This window comes from Vibrio sp. Makdt (assembly GCF_027587015.1).
Classification (GTDB): Bacteria; Pseudomonadota; Gammaproteobacteria; order Enterobacterales; family Vibrionaceae; genus Vibrio; species Vibrio chagasii_B.
Genome location: NZ_JAPPTH010000002.1, coordinates 23,667 through 41,937, shown reverse-complemented (window position 1 = coordinate 41,937; position 18,271 = coordinate 23,667). Strand labels below are relative to the sequence as shown.

At 44.2% G+C, this 18,271-nt stretch carries 14 protein-coding genes; 9 read left to right on the top strand and 5 right to left on the bottom strand.

Annotated elements, in window-relative coordinates:
- Positions 1 to 65: 65 nt before the first annotated feature.
- Together ylqF and OH460_RS02400 are read left to right on the top strand one after the other, a co-directional pair.
- On the top strand, positions 66 to 1,001 hold the full coding sequence (ylqF, locus tag OH460_RS02405; RefSeq protein ID WP_004740137.1) for a ribosome biogenesis GTPase YlqF: 936 nt from the start codon (positions 66 to 68) through the stop codon (positions 999 to 1,001).
- Positions 1,002 to 1,255: 254 nt separating this feature from the next.
- Positions 1,256 to 2,281 carry a GGDEF domain-containing protein gene (locus tag OH460_RS02400; protein WP_269995334.1) on the top strand — a complete coding sequence of 342 codons (1,026 nt, stop codon included), beginning with the start codon at positions 1,256 to 1,258 and terminating at the stop codon, positions 2,279 to 2,281.
- A 129-nt stretch (positions 2,282 to 2,410) separates the two neighbouring features.
- On the opposite strand, the gene OH460_RS02395 is transcribed toward OH460_RS02400, so the two are convergent.
- Positions 2,411 to 2,956 (bottom strand): GNAT family N-acetyltransferase, encoded by a 546-nt coding sequence (locus tag OH460_RS02395; RefSeq protein ID WP_061030872.1) that lies wholly within the window; start codon positions 2,954 to 2,956, stop codon positions 2,411 to 2,413.
- 166 nt (positions 2,957 to 3,122) lie between these two features.
- On the opposite strand from OH460_RS02395, the gene OH460_RS02390 reads away from it, so the two are divergent.
- The 3 genes from OH460_RS02390 to OH460_RS02380 all read left to right on the top strand — a co-directional run bounded on the left by OH460_RS02390 (position 3,123) and on the right by OH460_RS02380 (position 6,399).
- Positions 3,123 to 4,265, top strand: coding sequence for an acyl-CoA desaturase (locus tag OH460_RS02390; protein ID WP_105058245.1), 1,143 nt, complete (start codon positions 3,123 to 3,125; stop codon positions 4,263 to 4,265).
- Between the two features lie 280 nt (positions 4,266 to 4,545).
- Entirely contained in the window at positions 4,546 to 5,916 is a 1,371-nt protein-coding gene (locus tag OH460_RS02385; protein WP_269994745.1) for an endonuclease/exonuclease/phosphatase family protein, read from the top strand.
- Between the two features lie 192 nt (positions 5,917 to 6,108).
- On the top strand, positions 6,109 to 6,399 hold the full coding sequence (locus OH460_RS02380) for a putative quinol monooxygenase (protein WP_269994743.1): 291 nt from the start codon (positions 6,109 to 6,111) through the stop codon (positions 6,397 to 6,399).
- Positions 6,400 to 6,811: 412 nt separating this feature from the next.
- Here OH460_RS02380 and manA read toward each other — a convergent pair whose 3' ends face one another.
- From manA to mngA, 4 genes are all read right to left on the bottom strand, one after another.
- Positions 6,812 to 7,999 carry a mannose-6-phosphate isomerase, class I gene (gene manA / locus OH460_RS02375; protein WP_269994741.1) on the bottom strand — a complete coding sequence of 396 codons (1,188 nt, stop codon included), beginning with the start codon at positions 7,997 to 7,999 and terminating at the stop codon, positions 6,812 to 6,814.
- Between the two features lie 2 nt (positions 8,000 to 8,001).
- Positions 8,002 to 9,168 carry a glycerate kinase gene (locus tag OH460_RS02370; protein ID WP_269994739.1) on the bottom strand — a complete coding sequence of 389 codons (1,167 nt, stop codon included), beginning with the start codon at positions 9,166 to 9,168 and terminating at the stop codon, positions 8,002 to 8,004.
- A 45-nt stretch (positions 9,169 to 9,213) separates the two neighbouring features.
- On the bottom strand, positions 9,214 to 11,853 hold the full coding sequence (gene mngB, locus OH460_RS02365; protein WP_269994737.1) for a mannosylglycerate hydrolase: 2,640 nt from the start codon (positions 11,851 to 11,853) through the stop codon (positions 9,214 to 9,216).
- Positions 11,854 to 12,090: 237 nt separating this feature from the next.
- Positions 12,091 to 14,025 carry a PTS 2-O-a-mannosyl-D-glycerate transporter subunit IIABC gene (mngA, locus tag OH460_RS02360; RefSeq protein WP_269994735.1) on the bottom strand — a complete coding sequence of 645 codons (1,935 nt, stop codon included), beginning with the start codon at positions 14,023 to 14,025 and terminating at the stop codon, positions 12,091 to 12,093.
- A 318-nt stretch (positions 14,026 to 14,343) separates the two neighbouring features.
- Here mngA and OH460_RS02355 point away from each other — a divergent pair, with 318 nt between their 5' ends.
- From OH460_RS02355 to OH460_RS02340, 4 genes are all read left to right on the top strand, one after another.
- Positions 14,344 to 15,060, top strand: coding sequence for a GntR family transcriptional regulator (locus OH460_RS02355; protein WP_009845448.1), 717 nt, complete (start codon positions 14,344 to 14,346; stop codon positions 15,058 to 15,060).
- A gap of 233 nt (positions 15,061 to 15,293) precedes the next feature.
- Positions 15,294 to 16,190: a hypothetical protein gene (locus tag OH460_RS02350; RefSeq protein WP_269994731.1), complete on the top strand. Its 897-nt coding sequence runs from the start codon at positions 15,294 to 15,296 to the stop codon at positions 16,188 to 16,190.
- Positions 16,191 to 16,366: 176 nt separating this feature from the next.
- Positions 16,367 to 17,107 (top strand): DUF481 domain-containing protein, encoded by a 741-nt coding sequence (locus OH460_RS02345; protein ID WP_269994729.1) that lies wholly within the window; start codon positions 16,367 to 16,369, stop codon positions 17,105 to 17,107.
- A 241-nt stretch (positions 17,108 to 17,348) separates the two neighbouring features.
- Positions 17,349 to 18,260, top strand: a complete 912-nt coding sequence (locus OH460_RS02340; protein ID WP_269994727.1) for a 2OG-Fe(II) oxygenase — start codon at positions 17,349 to 17,351, stop codon at positions 18,258 to 18,260.
- The last annotated feature ends 11 nt before the right edge of the window (positions 18,261 to 18,271 follow it).

Here is an 18,271-nt window from a genome sequence, read left to right as displayed (position 1 = left end):
TGGCTTTACACGCCCTATTGAACCCTTACAATGTGCAGCAACTATATTTATCAAGGTTTATCTCTATGTCTATTCAATGGTTTCCGGGTCACATGCATAAAGCCCGCAAAGAAATCGAAGAAGTTATCCCACAGGTTGATGTGATCATCGAAGTACTGGATGCGCGTATCCCGTTCAGTAGTGAAAACCCTATGATCTCCTCACTGCGCGGCGATAAGCCTTGTGTAAAAGTGCTGAACAAACGTGACCTTGCCGACCCAGAGTTAACTGAACGTTGGATCGAGCATTTCGAAAAAGAGCAAGGTGTAAAGGCTATTGCAATTACCACCAGCGTTAAAGAAGAAGTAAATCACATCATGGAACTGGTTCGTAAGCTTGCACCACACCGTGAAGAGATTGGTAAGAATATTCGTACTATGATCATGGGTATCCCTAATGTGGGTAAATCAACCATCATCAACTGCCTAGCAGGACGCACAATCGCAGTGACAGGTAACCAACCTGCGGTAACTCGTCGTCAACAGCGTATAAACCTACAAAATGGCGTGATCCTTTCTGATACCCCAGGAATTCTTTGGCCTAAAGTAGAAAACCCGCACAGTGGTTTCCGCCTAGCGGCTACAGGCGCAGTAAAAGATACAGCGATGGAGTACGATGAAGTAGCATTCTACACCGTTGAGTATCTTGCGAAGCAGTACCCTCACCTACTGCAAGAGCGTTACCAAATTGAAGAGCTGCCAGAGTCTGACATCGAGTTGATGGAAGCGATCGGTCGTAAGCGTGGAGCACTTCGTGCTGGCGGTCATATCGACCTTCATAAGTGTTCTGAAATCTTACTTCACGAGCTTCGTAACGGCACTTTGGGTAAGGTAACTCTAGAACTACCAGAAATGATCACAAAAGAGCTGATCGAAGTTGAAGAAGCCGCAGCACTAAAAGCCGAGCAACAAGCTAAGAAAAAAGAAGAGCGTCGTAAGCGTTACTTGAAGAACAAGCGTTAATAGCGATTAATCACTCTCATATATCCCTCTAAACATATTCACGTTCTATTTCATGTAGTACGTGAATATCGTGCCCCTCCTTTGTTGATCTAGCTAACATACTGACAAATCTATAGAAATGCTCGTTTACAATCATCAAGACTGTGACATACTACGCAAATTATTGTGTATCAATTTCGGCTAGTTTCTCAATGCGCTCTTACATCGGGTTCAAAAATCAACGATTTAAAACCTATTTCGACAATGAAATTTATCTGCCGTACATAAATTTCATCTACATCCCGATCTCAATATTCTGTGCTTTTATTGTCACGGACTATATTCACTTCGGTACAGAGTGTATTACACCAATTGCCTTTCGCATCGTACTGTTCTTGATGATGATGGTTGTTGCTCGGTATTGCATCAAGCACAGGCCTAACGTTTTAGAGTTCGTTGAAAGCACCTTTCTTGTCATTAGCTCGCTGTTTCTAGTCTACGTTGGGCGGCTCGCGATTGACCTAGGGAATTTCGATTACCAAGGTGGTATCGTCCTCGTGATGATCTACATAGGTACGTTTTCTAGATTATCGGCCAAATACAGCATCACAACACTTTCATTTATTTTTGCCACCTACCTAATCGGATTATCTCCTTTGCTGTATGCTGCAGAACCTGCGAATGAAGTCGAAACCATTTCTATTTATGTGTCCGCTTATATTTTGATTTCAGCGGCCTGTATTAGACGTGACTTAGAAGTTCACAAACGCTTCGCACAATCGGAACAACTTCGAAAACAAGCGATACAATTACGTAAACAGTCGAATATGTTTGAAGCGCTTTCCTATAAAGACGCGCTCACCGGCTGCTATAATCGACTCTACTTACACCAAGTGATCGAACCGAGCATTGATCGCGACTTATCCATCACATCGATTATGATCGACATTGACCATTTCAAAACCATTAATGATACCTACGGGCACCAGATGGGCGATCTGGTCATTAAAGAGTTGGCCATCGAAATTCAGAAAAAACTACCACTGGGCAGTAACTGTTTTCGATATGGAGGAGAAGAGTTTCTGATTTTGGTACAAAACGGGACTGAAGATTCAATTCAATCACTCGTAGATTCGCTGCTAGAGTGTCCCTCTCGCCTGCGTTTAGAAGTCACAATTTCAATTGGCGTTAAACATTCACCTCAAGCACTAGGCTCGGTAGAGCAACTCATCGATGACGCCGATCAAGCACTCTATATTTCAAAGAAAAACGGCCGAAACCGTACATCTTGGTCTAATTAACTTCTTACCGACGCCCTTTTCTATTGCAAGCGAAACGAAAAAGCCCCAAACATCTGCGTGCTTGGGGCATTAATTGTATTCTCAGTCGCAAAATTGCATCATGACGAACAAAGCGTCAGAGCGTGACAATTACGAAAACGCAGCGCTTTTGGTTCTCTGCTCGAGGTCAACGGGAGAAGCCCAAGAGATCACTTTCTCGTTAACTTGACTTCCGCATGGCGCGTTCCACACCTGCTCCAATTCTTGTTTTCCACCAATCGCTTCATAAAATGCAATAGCTTGATGATTTTCAGACATCACCTCTAGGTAAAGCCCTGAATCAGAATAGTATTGTTGTAATCGTTGAGACAGTTCAGACAACAAACGCTTGCCTAAGCCACGGCCTCGGTAGTTACTGTCTACATGCAATGCATCGATGAACGTCCCGCGTTCAAAGTTATGATTGCCAAATGCGCAGACAAAACCAACCAGTAAACCGCCTTCCTCGAGTAATAGAACATGTTGATTAAAAGGAGGATTAATCAAACGTGTCTGCCAAATAACAGACCTGTCCTCCAAAACCTCATGTTCTAGGTAATCATCAGCAAGAATGCCACGGTAATATAGCTTCCAGCTATCCGCGTGTAATTGGGCAATCCGCTCATAATCTTTATATTCAGCTACCTTAATTTCCATTTATTAGCCCTTAGTACTTCCATTTATGACTTGCTACTACATTTTACACTACCTTTATACAATATTTAAGTAAAACATACTAATACACGTTTACACTTTCAATATTGACTTACACGTGTACGCTGATATTCTAGCGCACAGATGTAAGCTCAATGGAAAATTGCTAATGAATAGTGCCGACAAACCATCAACAAAAAAGCCGCCGTTAATTTGGCTCAATATCTTTGTATTCTCGTTTAGTATGCTGCTTGCTGTTGTTGCGGCTCCCGTTTACGGCTACTTTTTTGGCTATGGAATGGAACATTGGGTATGGCTAGCGATCTGTTTTAGCTTCTGTAACCTTTCAATCACGACTGGCTACCACCGCTTATGGTCACACAAAGCCTTTGAAGCGCATTCGAGCCTCAGATTCCTATTTGCTTTGGGCGGTGCCTTTGCCTTACAAAACAGTGCTCTTCATTGGTCTTCAGACCACCGTGTTCATCACAAGCATGTCGATAACAACGACAAAGATCCATACTCTGCAAAGCGTGGCTTTTGGTACTCACATATAGGCTGGATGATTCGCAACTACAACACGTCTATCTATAAAGATCACGAGAACTGTCGCGACTTGAAGAAAGACAAGATCGTAATGTGGCAGCACAAACACTACATTCTTCTTGCGCTCATCATGAACTTTGGTGTGCCTATCGCATTGGGCCTGATCTATGGCGATGTGATTGGCATGCTGTTAATCGTAGGTGCGGTTCGTTTGGTACTTAACCACCACACCACATTCTTCATTAACTCTCTTGCGCACATCTGGGGCAGCCAACCTTTTACCGACAAGAACACAGCACGCGATAATGGTGTGCTTGCCGTACTTACTTTTGGCGAAGGCTACCACAACTTCCACCATATCTTTGAGAACGACTACCGTAACGGAATTTACTGGTGGCAATATGATCCAACGAAATGGCTGATTAAGAGTGCTTCGTTGATGGGGCTGGCGAGTAAACTTAAGAAAACACCACAAGCACGCATTGAAAAAGCCGAAGCGGCAATGCTATTAAAACGCACGCAGCAGAAGATTATGCACCGTGCGGATAACATTCAAATCGCGGAGAAACTGCAGGCAGAATTTGACTCTCTTGTATCCAATATGAATGAATATTACGAAGTCAAAAAGCAGCTACTAGAAAGCAAGCGCGAAGACGTTGTGAAAAAGTACGAACATTCAGTGCTTAAGGTCCGTTATCAGCAAATCAAGATGAACTTCGAACAGCAAAAGAAAAATTGGGCAATGACGGTCGAGCAATACGCTTAAAATAAAGCAGTATACTTAACACACCAATAACAATACTGTTTGGTTCTTATTCGAAGGCCCTCGTGCAAAGCATGAGGGCTTTTTTATTTTAAAGGTCTAATTAAACACCTGAATTTAAAGCTTTTCTTCAAATTACAAATACCGGTTCCATTTGTCACATTTTTGATGCAATAGCATGTATTACGAAGCCCTTTGTCGTGACCACCATCACTTACAGGTTAATCCTCGTCTCATACCATACGCGTCCCAAAATTCTTTCAGCAATTAGCGGACACACTTTATGAAATTGTTAAAAACATCTATCGCTTTCGCCATCTCTTCTGCGCTTTTGATTGGTTGCAGCAGCGATACCGATTACGTTCAACCTGAAGAAGTAAAGATCGCTACTTATAACCTGTCTTTTGATCGTGACACCTTCCAAGATCTTGTAACGGAAATGCAGATTGAACCAAGCGCTCAAGCAGTACTTGTATCTGACTATCTCAACAACACAATTAGTGCGGCTGACAAAGAGACAGCGGCAAAAGTGATTCAAATCCGCAACGTAGCAGCCGTGATTCAAAAGAATCGACCTGATGTACTGATGATGGCCGAATTTAACAATGACGGTACTGGAACGGACAAGTCAGCACTAGAAGGCTTCCAGAAAAACTACCTTTCTGTTGCTCAAAGCCTTGACGGTGCGGGCGGTGACGCGAACCTAGAGCCAATTTCATACCCTTACTTTGAAAGTTACGCTACCAACACGGGCTTATTGAATGAATTTGGCTTTGACCTAGACAACGACGGCAACGCGGGCACATTACCTGGAGATGCTTGGGGCTTTGGTTTGTACCATGGTCAATACGCGTTTGCTCTGATGTCTAAATATGAGATAGACACTGCCAACACTCGTACATTCCAAGAATTTAAATGGAAAGATCTCGAAGGTGCCACTATTCCAACAATCACTGTTTGCGATGACCCGAGTAAGTTCCCTGCAAATATGGACTGTGGTGACGAGTGGTACACCGCTGCTGAATGGGAAGAAGTTCGTTTATCTTCAAAGAACCACGTTGATGCACCAATCCTAATCCCTACCAAAGATGGTACTGAAACCGTTCACTTACTGATGTCACACCCTACTCCACCGGCTTTTGACGTGGGTAAAAACATCGAGCAAAACGCAGCAGAAGTCGGCTTCTGGCACCAATACATCCAAAACAAATCGTACATCTATGATGACTCTGGAAAAACTGGCGGTCTGGAGCAAGGTCAACACTTTGTCATGATGGGTGATCAAAACCTAGATCCTGTTGATGGCGACGGTATTAGTTCTGTAATGCAAGACTTGCACAATGATGCATTAGTTAACCAAGAAGTCACCAACGGAAGTTTATACCCTACAAGTGATGGCGCCGCTGAACATGCGGTAGATAAATCATCGTCTCACCCACAGCCGAACCGTATCACTTCAACATTTGGACTTGCTGTAGATTACGCACTGCCTTCAGCAACACTTAACATCGTTGATTCTGGTGTTTACTGGTCCGCTTCTTATGAAGAAGGACGCAAGCTATTCAATGACTCACGAATTGGTGATTATGGTAACGGCAAGGACGTATCCTCTGATCACCGAATGATCTGGGTAAAGGCTGATTTCAGTAACTAATTCATTCACTTTTTAAGATGCCCGGCTTAGTGTCGGGCTTTTTTATGAGCGTAATTCACTAATCATCTCGCGATTAAAAAAAGAATTATGGACTAAAATGACCATAGTCATTGGATAGAACGTATCTTTTTCTCTGATTTATAGATACTTATATTATTCGGACAAAGAGATTTATTGCCCTAGGGATTCACAATGACTAAGCTAACCATTATTGCGACAATCGTCTGTAAAGAAGAGAAGATCGAGTTTGTAAAATCAGAGATGATTAATCTCATCGATAAAACCCGATCCGAAGAAGGCTGTATCAACTACGACCTCCATCAAGACAACAGTAACCCGGCTCAATTTGTGTTTCACGAGAATTGGGAATCAGAAGCACTTCTCCAAAAGCACCTAGCAAGCCAACATATCGCAGACTACGTTAAGGCAACTGAAGGTTGTACAGAATCCTTTGTTATCAATCGAATGACACACATCGCCTGACTAGCGGTTTATTACTAACTCAGTAACAAGCCCTGCTCTTAAAGCAGGGCTTCGTTTTTCTATCGCATTACGCTTTATCGATCTCACTTGTGAAACGAAAAAACCCGCCAGAGTAGCGGGTATGGTCAATAATCATGACTGTCAAAAACAGATAGATAATACCAATCGTAGTAAATAACTGTTAGCCTAGCTGGTTCAAAAACTCTACAACTGCGTTAGAATTTTTGATTGTAGAATAACTACTTATCGAAACTTCTTGTCGAAACGAGCAGCCTTGTTCTCAAGTCTTTTTCCTGCGCTATTTCTAATCACTTACTTACCGTGATTGGTATAACAACCATCAATCCAATATTGAGTGCCACTTTACAATGGCACTCTGACATTTCTTTTGCTGATCGCTAGCACGGGGGTACTAGTTAAAAGCACGAGCCAAAATGCCATTCCCTTGATATTGGTAAACACTTGAATTACTACTTACAAAGACTGATTCTCCGGGCTTAAGAGAAACTGACCGTCCTTCTGAAGTGACGGTCGCCTCTCCTTCCACACAGAACAAGATCTCCGCGCTACGTAAATACTGTGACTTGCTCTCATCAGTCGCAGACAAGATATCAAAGCCAAAGTCATCCACCGGAATCGGATAGCTCATCTTGCCCTCTTTCAATACAGGCTTAAGACGAATATCTTCTGGCTTAATCGGCTCAAAGATCGTGTTGTCGATAAGCTCAGGAACGTCTATGTATTTAGGGGTGAGACCGGCACGCAGCACATTGTCTGAGTTTGCCATGATCTCCAAGCCTGTGCCTTGAACATAAGCATGTGGGGTTTCTGCGAATAGGAACATCGCTTCACCCGGCGCCAGTTCAACTGTGTTGAGCATCAATGGGGCAAACAAACCAATATCACCCGGATAGTACTGTTTGAATTCGATGCTGTATTGCAGAGCTTCACGCCCCATGACCGTTTTGGCTGGTCGCGCATGCGCAGCATAAAGCTCATTAAGCGCAGACGCTTTTCGGTCACCTTCAAGAGACATAATGGCGCTAAAGAAAGACTTCAGAGAATCACTGTCGGCATTGGCTTTAAGTACATTAAGTTCAATCGCTAACGAAGGAATATCCGCTTCTTCGAACAAGGCAATAATGTCGTCGATTGGACGAAAGCCATTCATCGCTTTGTAGAAGGTCAGCGCATAAACCAACTCAGGTTTATGGTTTGGATCTTTGTAGTTGCGATTAGACGCATTCAAAGGGATACCAAGTGCATTCTCACGCTCAAAACCTAATTCTGATTTTCGCTTGTTCGGGTGAACCTGAATCGATAACGGTGTTTCAGCGGCCAACACCTTAAACAAGAAAGGCAATTCACCGAAACGTGCCGCCGTGTATCCGCCTAAGACATCGATTTTGTTTTCATCAATCATGTGAGAAAGCGATTCACCGGTATCGCCTACCTTTGAACAACCATTTGGATGAGCACCCATCCAAATTTCTGCTTGAGGCTCCTGGTTTGGGTTCACAATACCAAACAATTGGTTAATGGAGTCTTTGCTTCCCCATGCGTAGTTTTGAATAACGTTGTCGAGTTTAAATAGAGACATAATTACTTCTCATTAAAAATCTGGCTACCAAGCTTGAGCGTGGCGGCGATATTAAGGGCAGTACGAGTCAGGTTTTGATTCGCTTCTGATAAAACTTGGTCTAGAGACTGAGGTGAACGTACGGTTCCAAATAAGCTAGACATTGAACCGTAAAGCTTTTCAACGTCTTGCCCCAAAGAGCCCGCTATTCCAATGGTTGGAATATTCAGCTTTTGAGCTCGCTGAGCGATGCCGTAAGGTGTTTTACCTTGCAGGGTTTGGTTGTCCATCTGCCCCTCTCCAGTCACGACCAGTGAAGCGCCTTCAAGAACCTTATCTGCATCCAAAGCATCTAATACCATCTCAATACCCGCTTTAATTTGGATATTGAATGCAAGACTTAACCCCAGAGGTGTACCACCAGCAGCACCAAATCCAGCTGTGTCGCGATGATTAGTCCCCGTATGCGCCTGAGCGATATCAGCAAAGTGTCCGATCGCAGTATCAAGCTGTTCAACTTGAGCTTTTGATGCGCCTTTTTGCGGACCAAACACGGCACTGGCTCCGCTTTCGCCACATAATGGATTATTCACATCACACGCGACCACGAACGTCACTTCCTTGCATCTAGGGTGCAGCCCATCAAGATCGATACTTGCTAGCTGGCTTAACTCGGCGCCACCACCAGATAGCTCGTTGCCTTGCTTGTCTAATAACTTGCCTCCCAACGCTTGTAAGATGCCAGCACCTGCGTCATTGGTGGCACTACCACCCAAGCCAATAATGATTTGCTCTGTACCTTTATCTAGCGCATCTCTAATCAGCAACCCAGTGCCGTAAGATGATGCTGTGAGAGGTGATCTTTCTTCTACGGTTAATCGATCTAAACCCGATGCTTGGGCAAATTCCACCAAGGCAGTTTTTACCTTTTTTCCATTAACTGTCTGTTCTAACGAAGCCCAATAAGCCGTACATTCGCGACCTAGTGCGTCTGTTGTTTGTAGCAGCTGTTTCTTACCGTTAAGCGCGGTTAGCAGCACGTCTACGGTACCTTCACCACCATCAGCGAGAGGCAGTTTTACGAACTCTGCGTAAGGGAAAACATCGGCAAATCCACGCTCAATGCAAGACGCAACTTGATGAGCGTCGAGTGATTCTTTAAATGAATCAGGGGCAATTACAATTTTCATTGTCGTTCACCATTCCCGCCCACCAAGGTGAGCGGGTGATTGAAATTAGAATTTGATTTGGAATGTTTTCGCTTGGCAAGATGCCAGTTGGCCGAAGGTTTCTGTTGCTACATCACCTTCGCGTACTCGCTCATCCATACTTGTCTCTTTCCAGCTTGAAACCGGTTGAGTGAAGGAGATTGAATCCGACACTGAGCCTGTTTCTGCCGGGTTGTAAACACGCATGATCAACGCATCTTCATCTTCCGCTTTCTTAAGTACGCTTAGTACCGCACCTGCTTGTTGCTTCGATAGCAAGCTGAAGTTCATTGGTAGGTTTTGCTCGCCCACATTCAGCTTCATCGCGTTGTAAGGGATCTTGTTGTAACATTCGATTTGAGTGACATTGTCACGTGCTTGCGCCATGATGTTCGCGTCAATGTGGTTGCCAGAGAAGCCACACAGTGTGAACTCACAAACCAACTTGCCGCGCACTTGTGAATCCGGTGTCGGGATCTTGATACCAGAAGGGCGACCCGGACGAAGCAATAGCTCTTCTTTACCTAGCACGCCGATACCACGGAACAGTGTCAGTGCGAAGGTATCTCGGTTGTCGTCACCTTGAGATGCAATCACTTCAAATTCACGTAGACCATTCGACATGATCGCCATGCCCGCTCTACCGTTTTCTAATGCAGCGAAGTTCATCAGTTGGTAAACCGGAACCGGTGCTTCTTTCCACTTCTCTTCTTCCCAAACCGCCATTGCTGGGTCATTGGTTGGTCGAGTAATACAACCGAACTGGTTATCTGCGACCACAGTTTCAGAAACGAATGGCGTTGGTACTAGCACACGTACACGGTGGTCATCGGCTTGGTTGTCTAGCTCCATACGAACTTCGATGCGGCGAGAACCTTGCTTCAATATCACTTGGCATTGCGCTTCAATGAATCCGTTTTGACCCGTGCGTTCTTCACGCTCTGCCAGGTTTGCAGGCACCTTCATACGGAAAGCGATGTTCGCTACAGATTGGAAGCCTTGGTGGTCAATCGAGGTTTCTACTGGGAATTCGTCTGAGTACAACAGCCACTCTTGACGAGATGGTGAGTAATCGTACTCATCGCCGTCATCAGAACCGTCTTCTAAACGAAGCACTTGGTCGAACACTTGCTCTGTCTCTTTATCGAAAATAGTCAGAGTACCGTTGTCGTTTACATTGATTCGGTAGTATTCGTTCTCTAGCAAGTAGTCTTTCTGCTCCGCGACTTTAACTGCGCCCTTTTCGTTACCTTGAATGTGTAACGTGGTGAAGCCCATTGCTGGTACAGTGCGTTTGATTTGAATATCAAACTCCATGAACGGGTCGTAGTTACCGTAGTGAACGATTTGACGGTCTACTTTACCTGGGTCGATTTGGCGCTTGTCTCGGATGAAGTACTCAACTGGGTTTTCGTTTTCATCAAAGATAGAAAATTCTTGAGCACGGATAGTGATGGTTGTGTTCACCACTTCTTCACGCTCGTACGGAGAAAGGTTAAACATCGCTAGTTTGTCGCAACCTTCGCGATCCGGCATATGGTCGACAATCTTACGCTTATAGAAATGAATCAGGTTTGTCGCCATGTCGTCCGCAAGGATGTAACGGTTTAAGATTTCAGCGTGTACCTTGTCTGAACAACAGCAACCAATCGAGTCATGAGCGTGGTTCTTCATGCTCTCTTTCCACATTTTCTCAATCAAACCGTGGTGGTATTCAAAGCCTAATGTCCAAGCGATAGACGCTAGCGGTTCTAAGATATTTACAATCTTGTTTTCGATTTCTGCGTGGATCAGTTTGATGTCCATACGCGTAGAAGAGATCGTACGGTGAACACGCATGTATTTGCCGTCGTTGAATTCGCCTTTGATTGTGTCGAGTTGGTCGCGTGCCGCCTCTACTTTCTCGAACACTTCTTCGTAACGGCTCATTGAGAACTCGCGATCTGGGTAGATTTCACGAAGCTTGTCCATTACTTCAAAGATGTCTTTTTGAATTGGCATTTGGTCGTGACCGTTCGGTAACAGGATGTCTTTGGTTACCGATGGTTTCTCTAACACTGGGAAGTACTTATCTAGACGAGCACGCAGGCCTTCTTCATCTTGTGGAAGGTATTTACCAATCGCGTAACCCAGCGGAAGTACTTGTGCCGTTACTTCACTGCCGTCGTTTGATTGCCATAAGAATTCTGTTTTGTTGGTACCGTGACGCTCTGAACAACCACGCCAGAACATTGCGCGCGTGATGTCGAAGCCGTTGTAGATCATTGGCAGCTGTGAGCTCATGCTGAATGAATCTGGTAGATAACCGATCTTCATTGCATCGCCAAATTTCATACAGTCGCGAATGCCATACATCATGTTACGTACAATCGACTCACCAGAAACTTGCATTGTGTCGGTTTGAGAGTACCAAGGGCCAATAATTAGCTTGCCCGCTTCAACCAATGCTTTTACGCGTTCTGTGTTCTCTGGTTTGATCGCGAAGTAATCTTCTAGAACGGCGGTTTGACCATCTAAAACGTAGTATTTGTATTCTGGATCGCTCTCCAGACGGTTCATGATTTCTTCCATGTTGTTCACAAGAAGAATACGAGACTCTTCTGTTGTGAAATACCATTCACGATCCCAGTGCATGTGAGGAGTAATATGTACGCGTGATGTAGTCATAATCATTTACCTAAATGTGTCGCTTCGAGTAAAACTAAAGTTCGAACCCAAATACGACTAAATTAAAGTTTTTCAAGGGGTTAAAATTGGCTGCCACTAAATTTAGGGTGCAGAAAACCACGCCCAGAATCTGTGTGAATAAAACCGTTAGGAGCACAGGTATTTAGGACAGCCAAGTTGTTCGTTATTTTTTATATATTGATTTCGCAGTGAGTTAGAAGCTAACTCAAAATTCAGTTAGTTCTGTGTTGCAGTACTTGCTTCAAACTTACCCTTCTCTACAGCGTGACCACGCCACATCAGAAGAGTAATGGTTGAAATCACTGTGCCGACAATCGCAGCACCGAACCAGATCGCAGCAGCAGAGAAAGCGCCTAAACCAGAATCGTGTAACAAGAAGATAGAGAAGATACCTGCGCCCGGAGTGGATAGACCAATACCTGCCGCACCCACCATTGCACCTGTTACTACAGAGCCTAGTAAGAATGAGCCGATTACACGGATTGGATCTTCAATCGCCATTGGGATTGCACCTTCAGTAATACCCGCAAGACCAAGTAGCCATGTCGATTTACCGGTTTCAATCTCAAAGTCTTTGAATAAACGGGGAGCAATCATGGTTGAAGCCGTTACCGTGAACGCCGATACCATTTTTACTGAGCCAAAGATTGCGTAAGGACCATAAACACCGTTTGCCATTGCACCTAAACAGAATGCGTAAGCAGCTTTGTTTACCGGGCCACCTAGGTCGAATGATACAAACAGACCTAAAATTGCACCCAATAACAACGCATTGGTGCCTGACATACCGTTCAACCAGTCCGTTAAACCTTGGTTTAAGAACGCAACAGGTTTACCGATAACAAACAGCATCAAGCTACCCGCTACCAAAGTACCAATCACAGGGTAAAGGTAGAAAGTGAGGAAACCGTTAAACGCAGGACCCAAGCGAACATGCTCTTTTACCCAACGCATTACGTAACCAGCAATCAAACCACCAACAACACCGCCTAAGAAACCTGAACCAATGATGTTTGCAGCAATACCCGCAGCAAAACCAGGACCAAGTGCCGGTTTGTCGGCTAATGAGTAAGCTGTGTAAGCTGCCAGTACTGGCACCATTAATGTACCTAATAGGCCGCCACCTAATTTACGATACATCCACAGCCAAGAATCTTTTGTTGCGTAAAGCTCTTGCAGGTCAAAAATTTGCGCGATAAGAACAGCAACCGCAAGAACAGTACCACCAGCAACGATAAGAGGAACCGCATAAGAAATACCAGAAAGCAGTGCTTGTTTGAGCTCTGTTTTCAGTGGCACTTTCTTAGGTTTATCATCAGTAGCTACTTTGCGCTCTGCACCGTTACCTTTTTTCGACTCTTCAATTGCTTCGTTTAGAATGCGTTCACCGTGTTTAATCGGTTCTGCAACTGGCGTTTCTACACGAGGAATGCCGTTAAAGCGCTCAGACTCTTTAATCGCAACTTCAGCAGCAAATACACAAGCCACTGCATTGTTTAACTGCTCAGCCGTTAAGCGATCTTCAATACCGTTTGCGCCCTGTTTTTCAACATGCACGTTATAGCCAAGCTTTTTGCCCGCCTTTTCAAGATATTCTGCCGCCATATAGGTATGAGCAATGCCTGCAGGGCACGCCGTCACACATACAATTGTCGGTGCATTTGTATCTAAGTTGTCTTGTTTTTCATCTTGTTGATTGTCGCCATCAAGAAGCGCGAAGATTTCTTCAGCGGTTGTTGCTTTTAATACTGCTTCGCGAACATCGTCGTCAACCAATGTAGTTGTCAGTGCTGTAAGCAGATGCATGTGGGTAGAACCCGCTTCCGAATTTGGAATCGCAATTAGGAAGATTAGATTTACATCTTCGTCTTCATCCAAGCCTTTCCATTTCATGTCTTCTTTCAATGTTGCTACAGCGAAACCAGCTTCTTTAACCGCGTCAGTCTTGCCGTGCGGTACTGCTAGGCCTTCGCCAAGCGCTGTCGGGCCTTGCTCTTCACGAGCAAATACTGCATCAAGGTACTCTTGCTTGTTATGCAGTTTGCCTTGCTGATCCAGTTGGTCAGCAAGTGCGTAAATCGCTTCTTCTCGACTGCTAAACGTAGTTTGCAGATTTACGAGCGACTTATTCGTTAGAGTAGTAAGTTTCATAACCTTTGTCCCATAGTCACGGATTAGTACGACAGTCGTCCCTGCCGACGAGAAGAATAATACAACTTCAAGACATTTAATCCGTGATCACGATCTCACCAATACACATTTGCATTTAATTTGTATTTAAACTGTATTGGTAAATCCTTTAAGAAAGCTTGTTATGTATCGTTTAATTTGTATTATATGTACTACAAAACGCCGATACGACGCTCACACTAACCTTTAAAGCAAGGCTTATATAGAGCAAATTTACGTATTTTAAGGTACAGGTTGTTAATCAAAGTCTAGTTGTCCTAGCGCACAAATGAGGCAAAAATGGCAAGACTCCCTATGTATCGCCAAATCGCCGATGCAATAAGAGAAAAGATCAGTTCTGGAGAATATAAAGTTGGAGAAGCACTCCCAACGGAAGCGCAACTGCGTGAAGTATTCTCGGTAAGCCGCGTAACGGTTAGGCAAGCACTGAAACTACTCATCGAAAACGATGAGCTTGAAAGCGTTCAAGGCAGCGGAACTTACGTCAAAGAGAACAAGATCAATTACGACATCTACAAACAGTCGAGCTTTCAAGAAAAGTGGGCGCATTTGGATGTCGTTACCCACAGTGAGGTTCTGGCTTTTGAAATGAAGCCCTGTTCTCTAGCGATGTCTGAACACTTAGATATAAAAGAAGGTGAATTGGTTTTCTACGTAAAGCGTGTTCGTTTCATCGACAACAATCCAATCACAGTTGAAGAAACCTGGTTGCCTGTTGCTTTGTTCCCAGATCTTACTTATCAAGTGATGCAGACATCAAAATACGACTTTATTGAGAACACCAAAGGCATGGTGATTGATCGAAGTGAGCAGGAATTGGTGCCGATTCTTCCGCCTGAAGACGTTGCTAAACAGTTAGGTATTGACCCAGCTCAGCCTATCATTGAAAAACGTACTCGCGGTTACCTCGCCAATAACACGGTATTTGAATACAGCCGAAACTACTTCACGTCTAACGATTACCGATTCACTTTGGTCGCAAGACGCCAGAGATAATGCTAATCAGCGAGTTTCGATAATAGCAAAATGACCAACACAGAGAGCGTCTTGTTCTCTGTGTTTCTATGCTGTTATCTCAATCATAAACCCAACTTTCCTCCCCAAAATATTCCTAAACCAATATCAAGTAACCTCACGAAAGATCATTCACATTCATTTAAATACTGTTCGCGCGCTTTGACCATAAAATGAGCGCCAAATGACAAGAATAACCGTCGACAGGAATGTAGATGAATACCAAACAACTTGAGGACGCGGTCAGTGAAGTGACCTTGTTCAATCAACACCTGCACTTAATCCAATCTGTTCATACTATTCCGACGCCAAAAGTGAATTGGGAGTCGATGGCTATGGAGCCTGCACCTGTGATGCCAACCGTTCGCTTCGACCATAAAGTCAAAGCCATGGAAGCGCTCGATGATTACAAACCTAATTGGTTGGATATGTTATTGGGGAATAAATCGAAGCTGCATACTCTTACTAAGAACGTTGAACGCGCAGCAGAACAGGATATTGAAGACTACAAAAGCGAGTTCGTACATTGGGTACAGAACTACAGTTACTGGGCCAAGCAGAACCAACTTTCAAAGGGTGTTCTGAATAACGATAGCGGAGCCAAACTGACCGCTCTTTCAGAAGCACAACAGAATCCTATCAACGCCTCTGTAGTCGACACAAAACTGATCAACCATAACTTTAATACTTACAAGAATGGCCATCTGTTAGAAATCAATATTCAGGTGAATAAGGACAACGTCATCCCTAAAGAAAGAAAGGTGCTGTGCCAAGGTGAGGTAAAACTAGAGAGCCTATCCGTCCCTGAGAGCAATGTACTGTATCGAGAATATGTGTGTAGTTGTGTTCTTAAATGTGCTCAAGACTCTTTCAATGTATTGCCTGAGACAAGCGTGGTTATCAATGTTGAGCAGGCTTCAGCTGAACATTCCAATGAGACCATTCTTTCGTGCCATATCGAGAAAGGCTTGTTGGAGTTCTTATTGATTGAAGATGACAAACCCTCAGAAATACTCGAGTTCTTCGTACACCTTGAAGATTTTAACCCTCACAGAGGTAATGGCTTCTCAGCGATCCAAACTATCTTCTCCCCTTTACCTATTGCGTCGTAACTCGCTCGAGTTTTCGATTCATTCTCTCACAACTCACACGGCTAGCACTGGGTTCGCCGTGTAGACCACGAATCAAATTAATAACTATGTCGACCGACTCTATTTTTCAAACAAAACACCTCTCAACCAATACAGATCTAGGCAGACGTTGTTTCAACTCCTTAGTTTTTTTCGCTTTGGTTTTATCGGTACCAGTATTCGCAGAAGAGACAGTACTTGTCGATGAGCCTCTACTTAACGAAGAACAAGAAGACGAATCACCGTTTACGACGTTAACTAAGTTAGGGTTTATATACTCTCAAAACACCAGTTCATCCTTGTCTATCAATTCTGGAATATCCGTAGGCTATAAAAAGGAAAACTGGGGGCAACGGGTTCAGTTCGATACCTATTACACGGATGCTGAAAATGATGAAGATGGAACGAATCGCTATACCACCAACTATGGGATTACCTATGACTTGAATGACGTCACTTATATAGTTGCGACTGCACGCTTTGAGCACGACCATTATGGCACCTACCGCAAGCAGTTCATTACCGCTACTGGACTTGGTCGCCATTTTTACGATACCGAAAGAATCAAGCTTCAAGGATCTGCTGGCCCAGGTTATCGAATCAGTAAACGCCAATCCTCTGATGAAGAGTTTCCAAACAAAGAGAACTACGAACTTATTGCCAATGCCAGTATCGATGGCTCTTTAACGCTCACTGAAACGTTTTCCATGGGTGCTACGGCTAATATGGCCTATGGTGAAGAAAACACGAACTACAACCTTAAAGGCTACCTAAAGAACATTCTGATGGGTAATTTAGCACTGACGTTTGATACTGAGTACATCTATAACACCACTGTTGCCTCAGACCAAAGCAATAGCGAGATCTATAGCTCAATGAATCTAAACTACGATTTTTAATAAAAATATCCCCCATCGAACATGCAAAAGGAATTGCGTGATCGTCTGAGTAAACAGCCCGTCCCCATCGCTTGTAACTTATCTGCCATTCGATCTTCCACCACTTGTTTTTCCAACAGAACCGCTAAAGCGACATTAGATTATATAGAAAACGTTAATTCTGTTTTGCGTATTGCGCCGTTTATCTACAAACCTTGGTGTAATAGATTGGACTCAAGCAAACAAAAGGAGCAAATACATTATGTTATCTAATCAACTAGAGCGTGCACGCGCCATCGATTTACCAACACGCGAAGCGATGCTTCAACGAGCTCCTTCTGTGCAACAGTTTTGGGACAGCAATAAGGGCTTGTTCAGCGAGGCTTGGAAAGAGTGGGAAGTGAGTGCGGAAGGCAGCCAGCTAAATTTCGATGATTCACTGCTAGATGCACGCCTGCGTGAAGCTGTCAGAGAAGCTTGGCAAGATCCAACGAAAGAAATCGCGGTAAAAGACTTACTCGAAGAGATCTCTCCTGGGGTGTTTAAGTTTCAGTTCTTTGATGCTGAACGTCTCGCTGAGTTGCGTGATTACTTGGAAGCGGTCTCTAACGCTCAAATCCCGCTGCGCCCACCATATGCCATAGTGCTTAACCGCGGTGGAGCAATGTTAGACAGCCGATCTGAAGGCTACTTAGCAGCGCCGAGTTTCCAAGCATTTTATCGAGATTTACTCGACAGTTACATGCGTCCCATTGCTCGTTTGTTGTTCCCAGAAATTATGGGCTACGATACGCAAACTTTTGGATTCTCTATTCAGTATCAAGCGAACAAAGACACATCTTTGCGCCTTCATACTGATGCATCTTCTGTCACGCTCAATATCAATCTGAATTTACCCGAAGAAGCGTTTTCAGGCTCTGCACTCAACTTTTATGACCCGGCAACGGGCAAAATGAATGAGGCGACATTTACACCCGGCATGGCAATGATCCACCGAGGAAACGTAGCACACGCGGCGCTACCAATTACCAGTGGTGAGCGCTCTAACTTAGTTTTGTGGTTATATGGTGATCGTGGTCAGATCCCACAACACAACTCGGTATTGGAGCCGATAGACGCTCATCTACGTTGGACGGTACCAACGGTTGTGCCTGACAGCTTTGCGCCATTTTAGACAGGTTCCGC

Coding starts and splice junctions, on each gene's coding strand:
- ylqF (WP_004740137.1), top strand. CDS start 66: ATGTCTATTCAATGGTTTCCGGGTCACATGCATAAAGCCCGCAAAGAA.
- OH460_RS02395 (WP_061030872.1), bottom strand. CDS start 2,956: ATGGAAATTAAGGTAGCTGAATATAAAGATTATGAGCGGATTGCCCAA.
- OH460_RS02390 (WP_105058245.1), top strand. CDS start 3,123: ATGAATAGTGCCGACAAACCATCAACAAAAAAGCCGCCGTTAATTTGG.
- OH460_RS02385 (WP_269994745.1), top strand. CDS start 4,546: ATGAAATTGTTAAAAACATCTATCGCTTTCGCCATCTCTTCTGCGCTT.
- OH460_RS02380 (WP_269994743.1), top strand. CDS start 6,109: ATGACTAAGCTAACCATTATTGCGACAATCGTCTGTAAAGAAGAGAAG.
- manA (WP_269994741.1), bottom strand. CDS start 7,999: ATGTCTCTATTTAAACTCGACAACGTTATTCAAAACTACGCATGGGGA.
- OH460_RS02370 (WP_269994739.1), bottom strand. CDS start 9,168: ATGAAAATTGTAATTGCCCCTGATTCATTTAAAGAATCACTCGACGCT.
- mngB (WP_269994737.1), bottom strand. CDS start 11,853: ATGACTACATCACGCGTACATATTACTCCTCACATGCACTGGGATCGT.
- mngA (WP_269994735.1), bottom strand. CDS start 14,025: ATGAAACTTACTACTCTAACGAATAAGTCGCTCGTAAATCTGCAAACT.
- OH460_RS02355 (WP_009845448.1), top strand. CDS start 14,344: ATGGCAAGACTCCCTATGTATCGCCAAATCGCCGATGCAATAAGAGAA.
- OH460_RS02350 (WP_269994731.1), top strand. CDS start 15,294: ATGAATACCAAACAACTTGAGGACGCGGTCAGTGAAGTGACCTTGTTC.
- OH460_RS02340 (WP_269994727.1), top strand. CDS start 17,349: ATGTTATCTAATCAACTAGAGCGTGCACGCGCCATCGATTTACCAACA.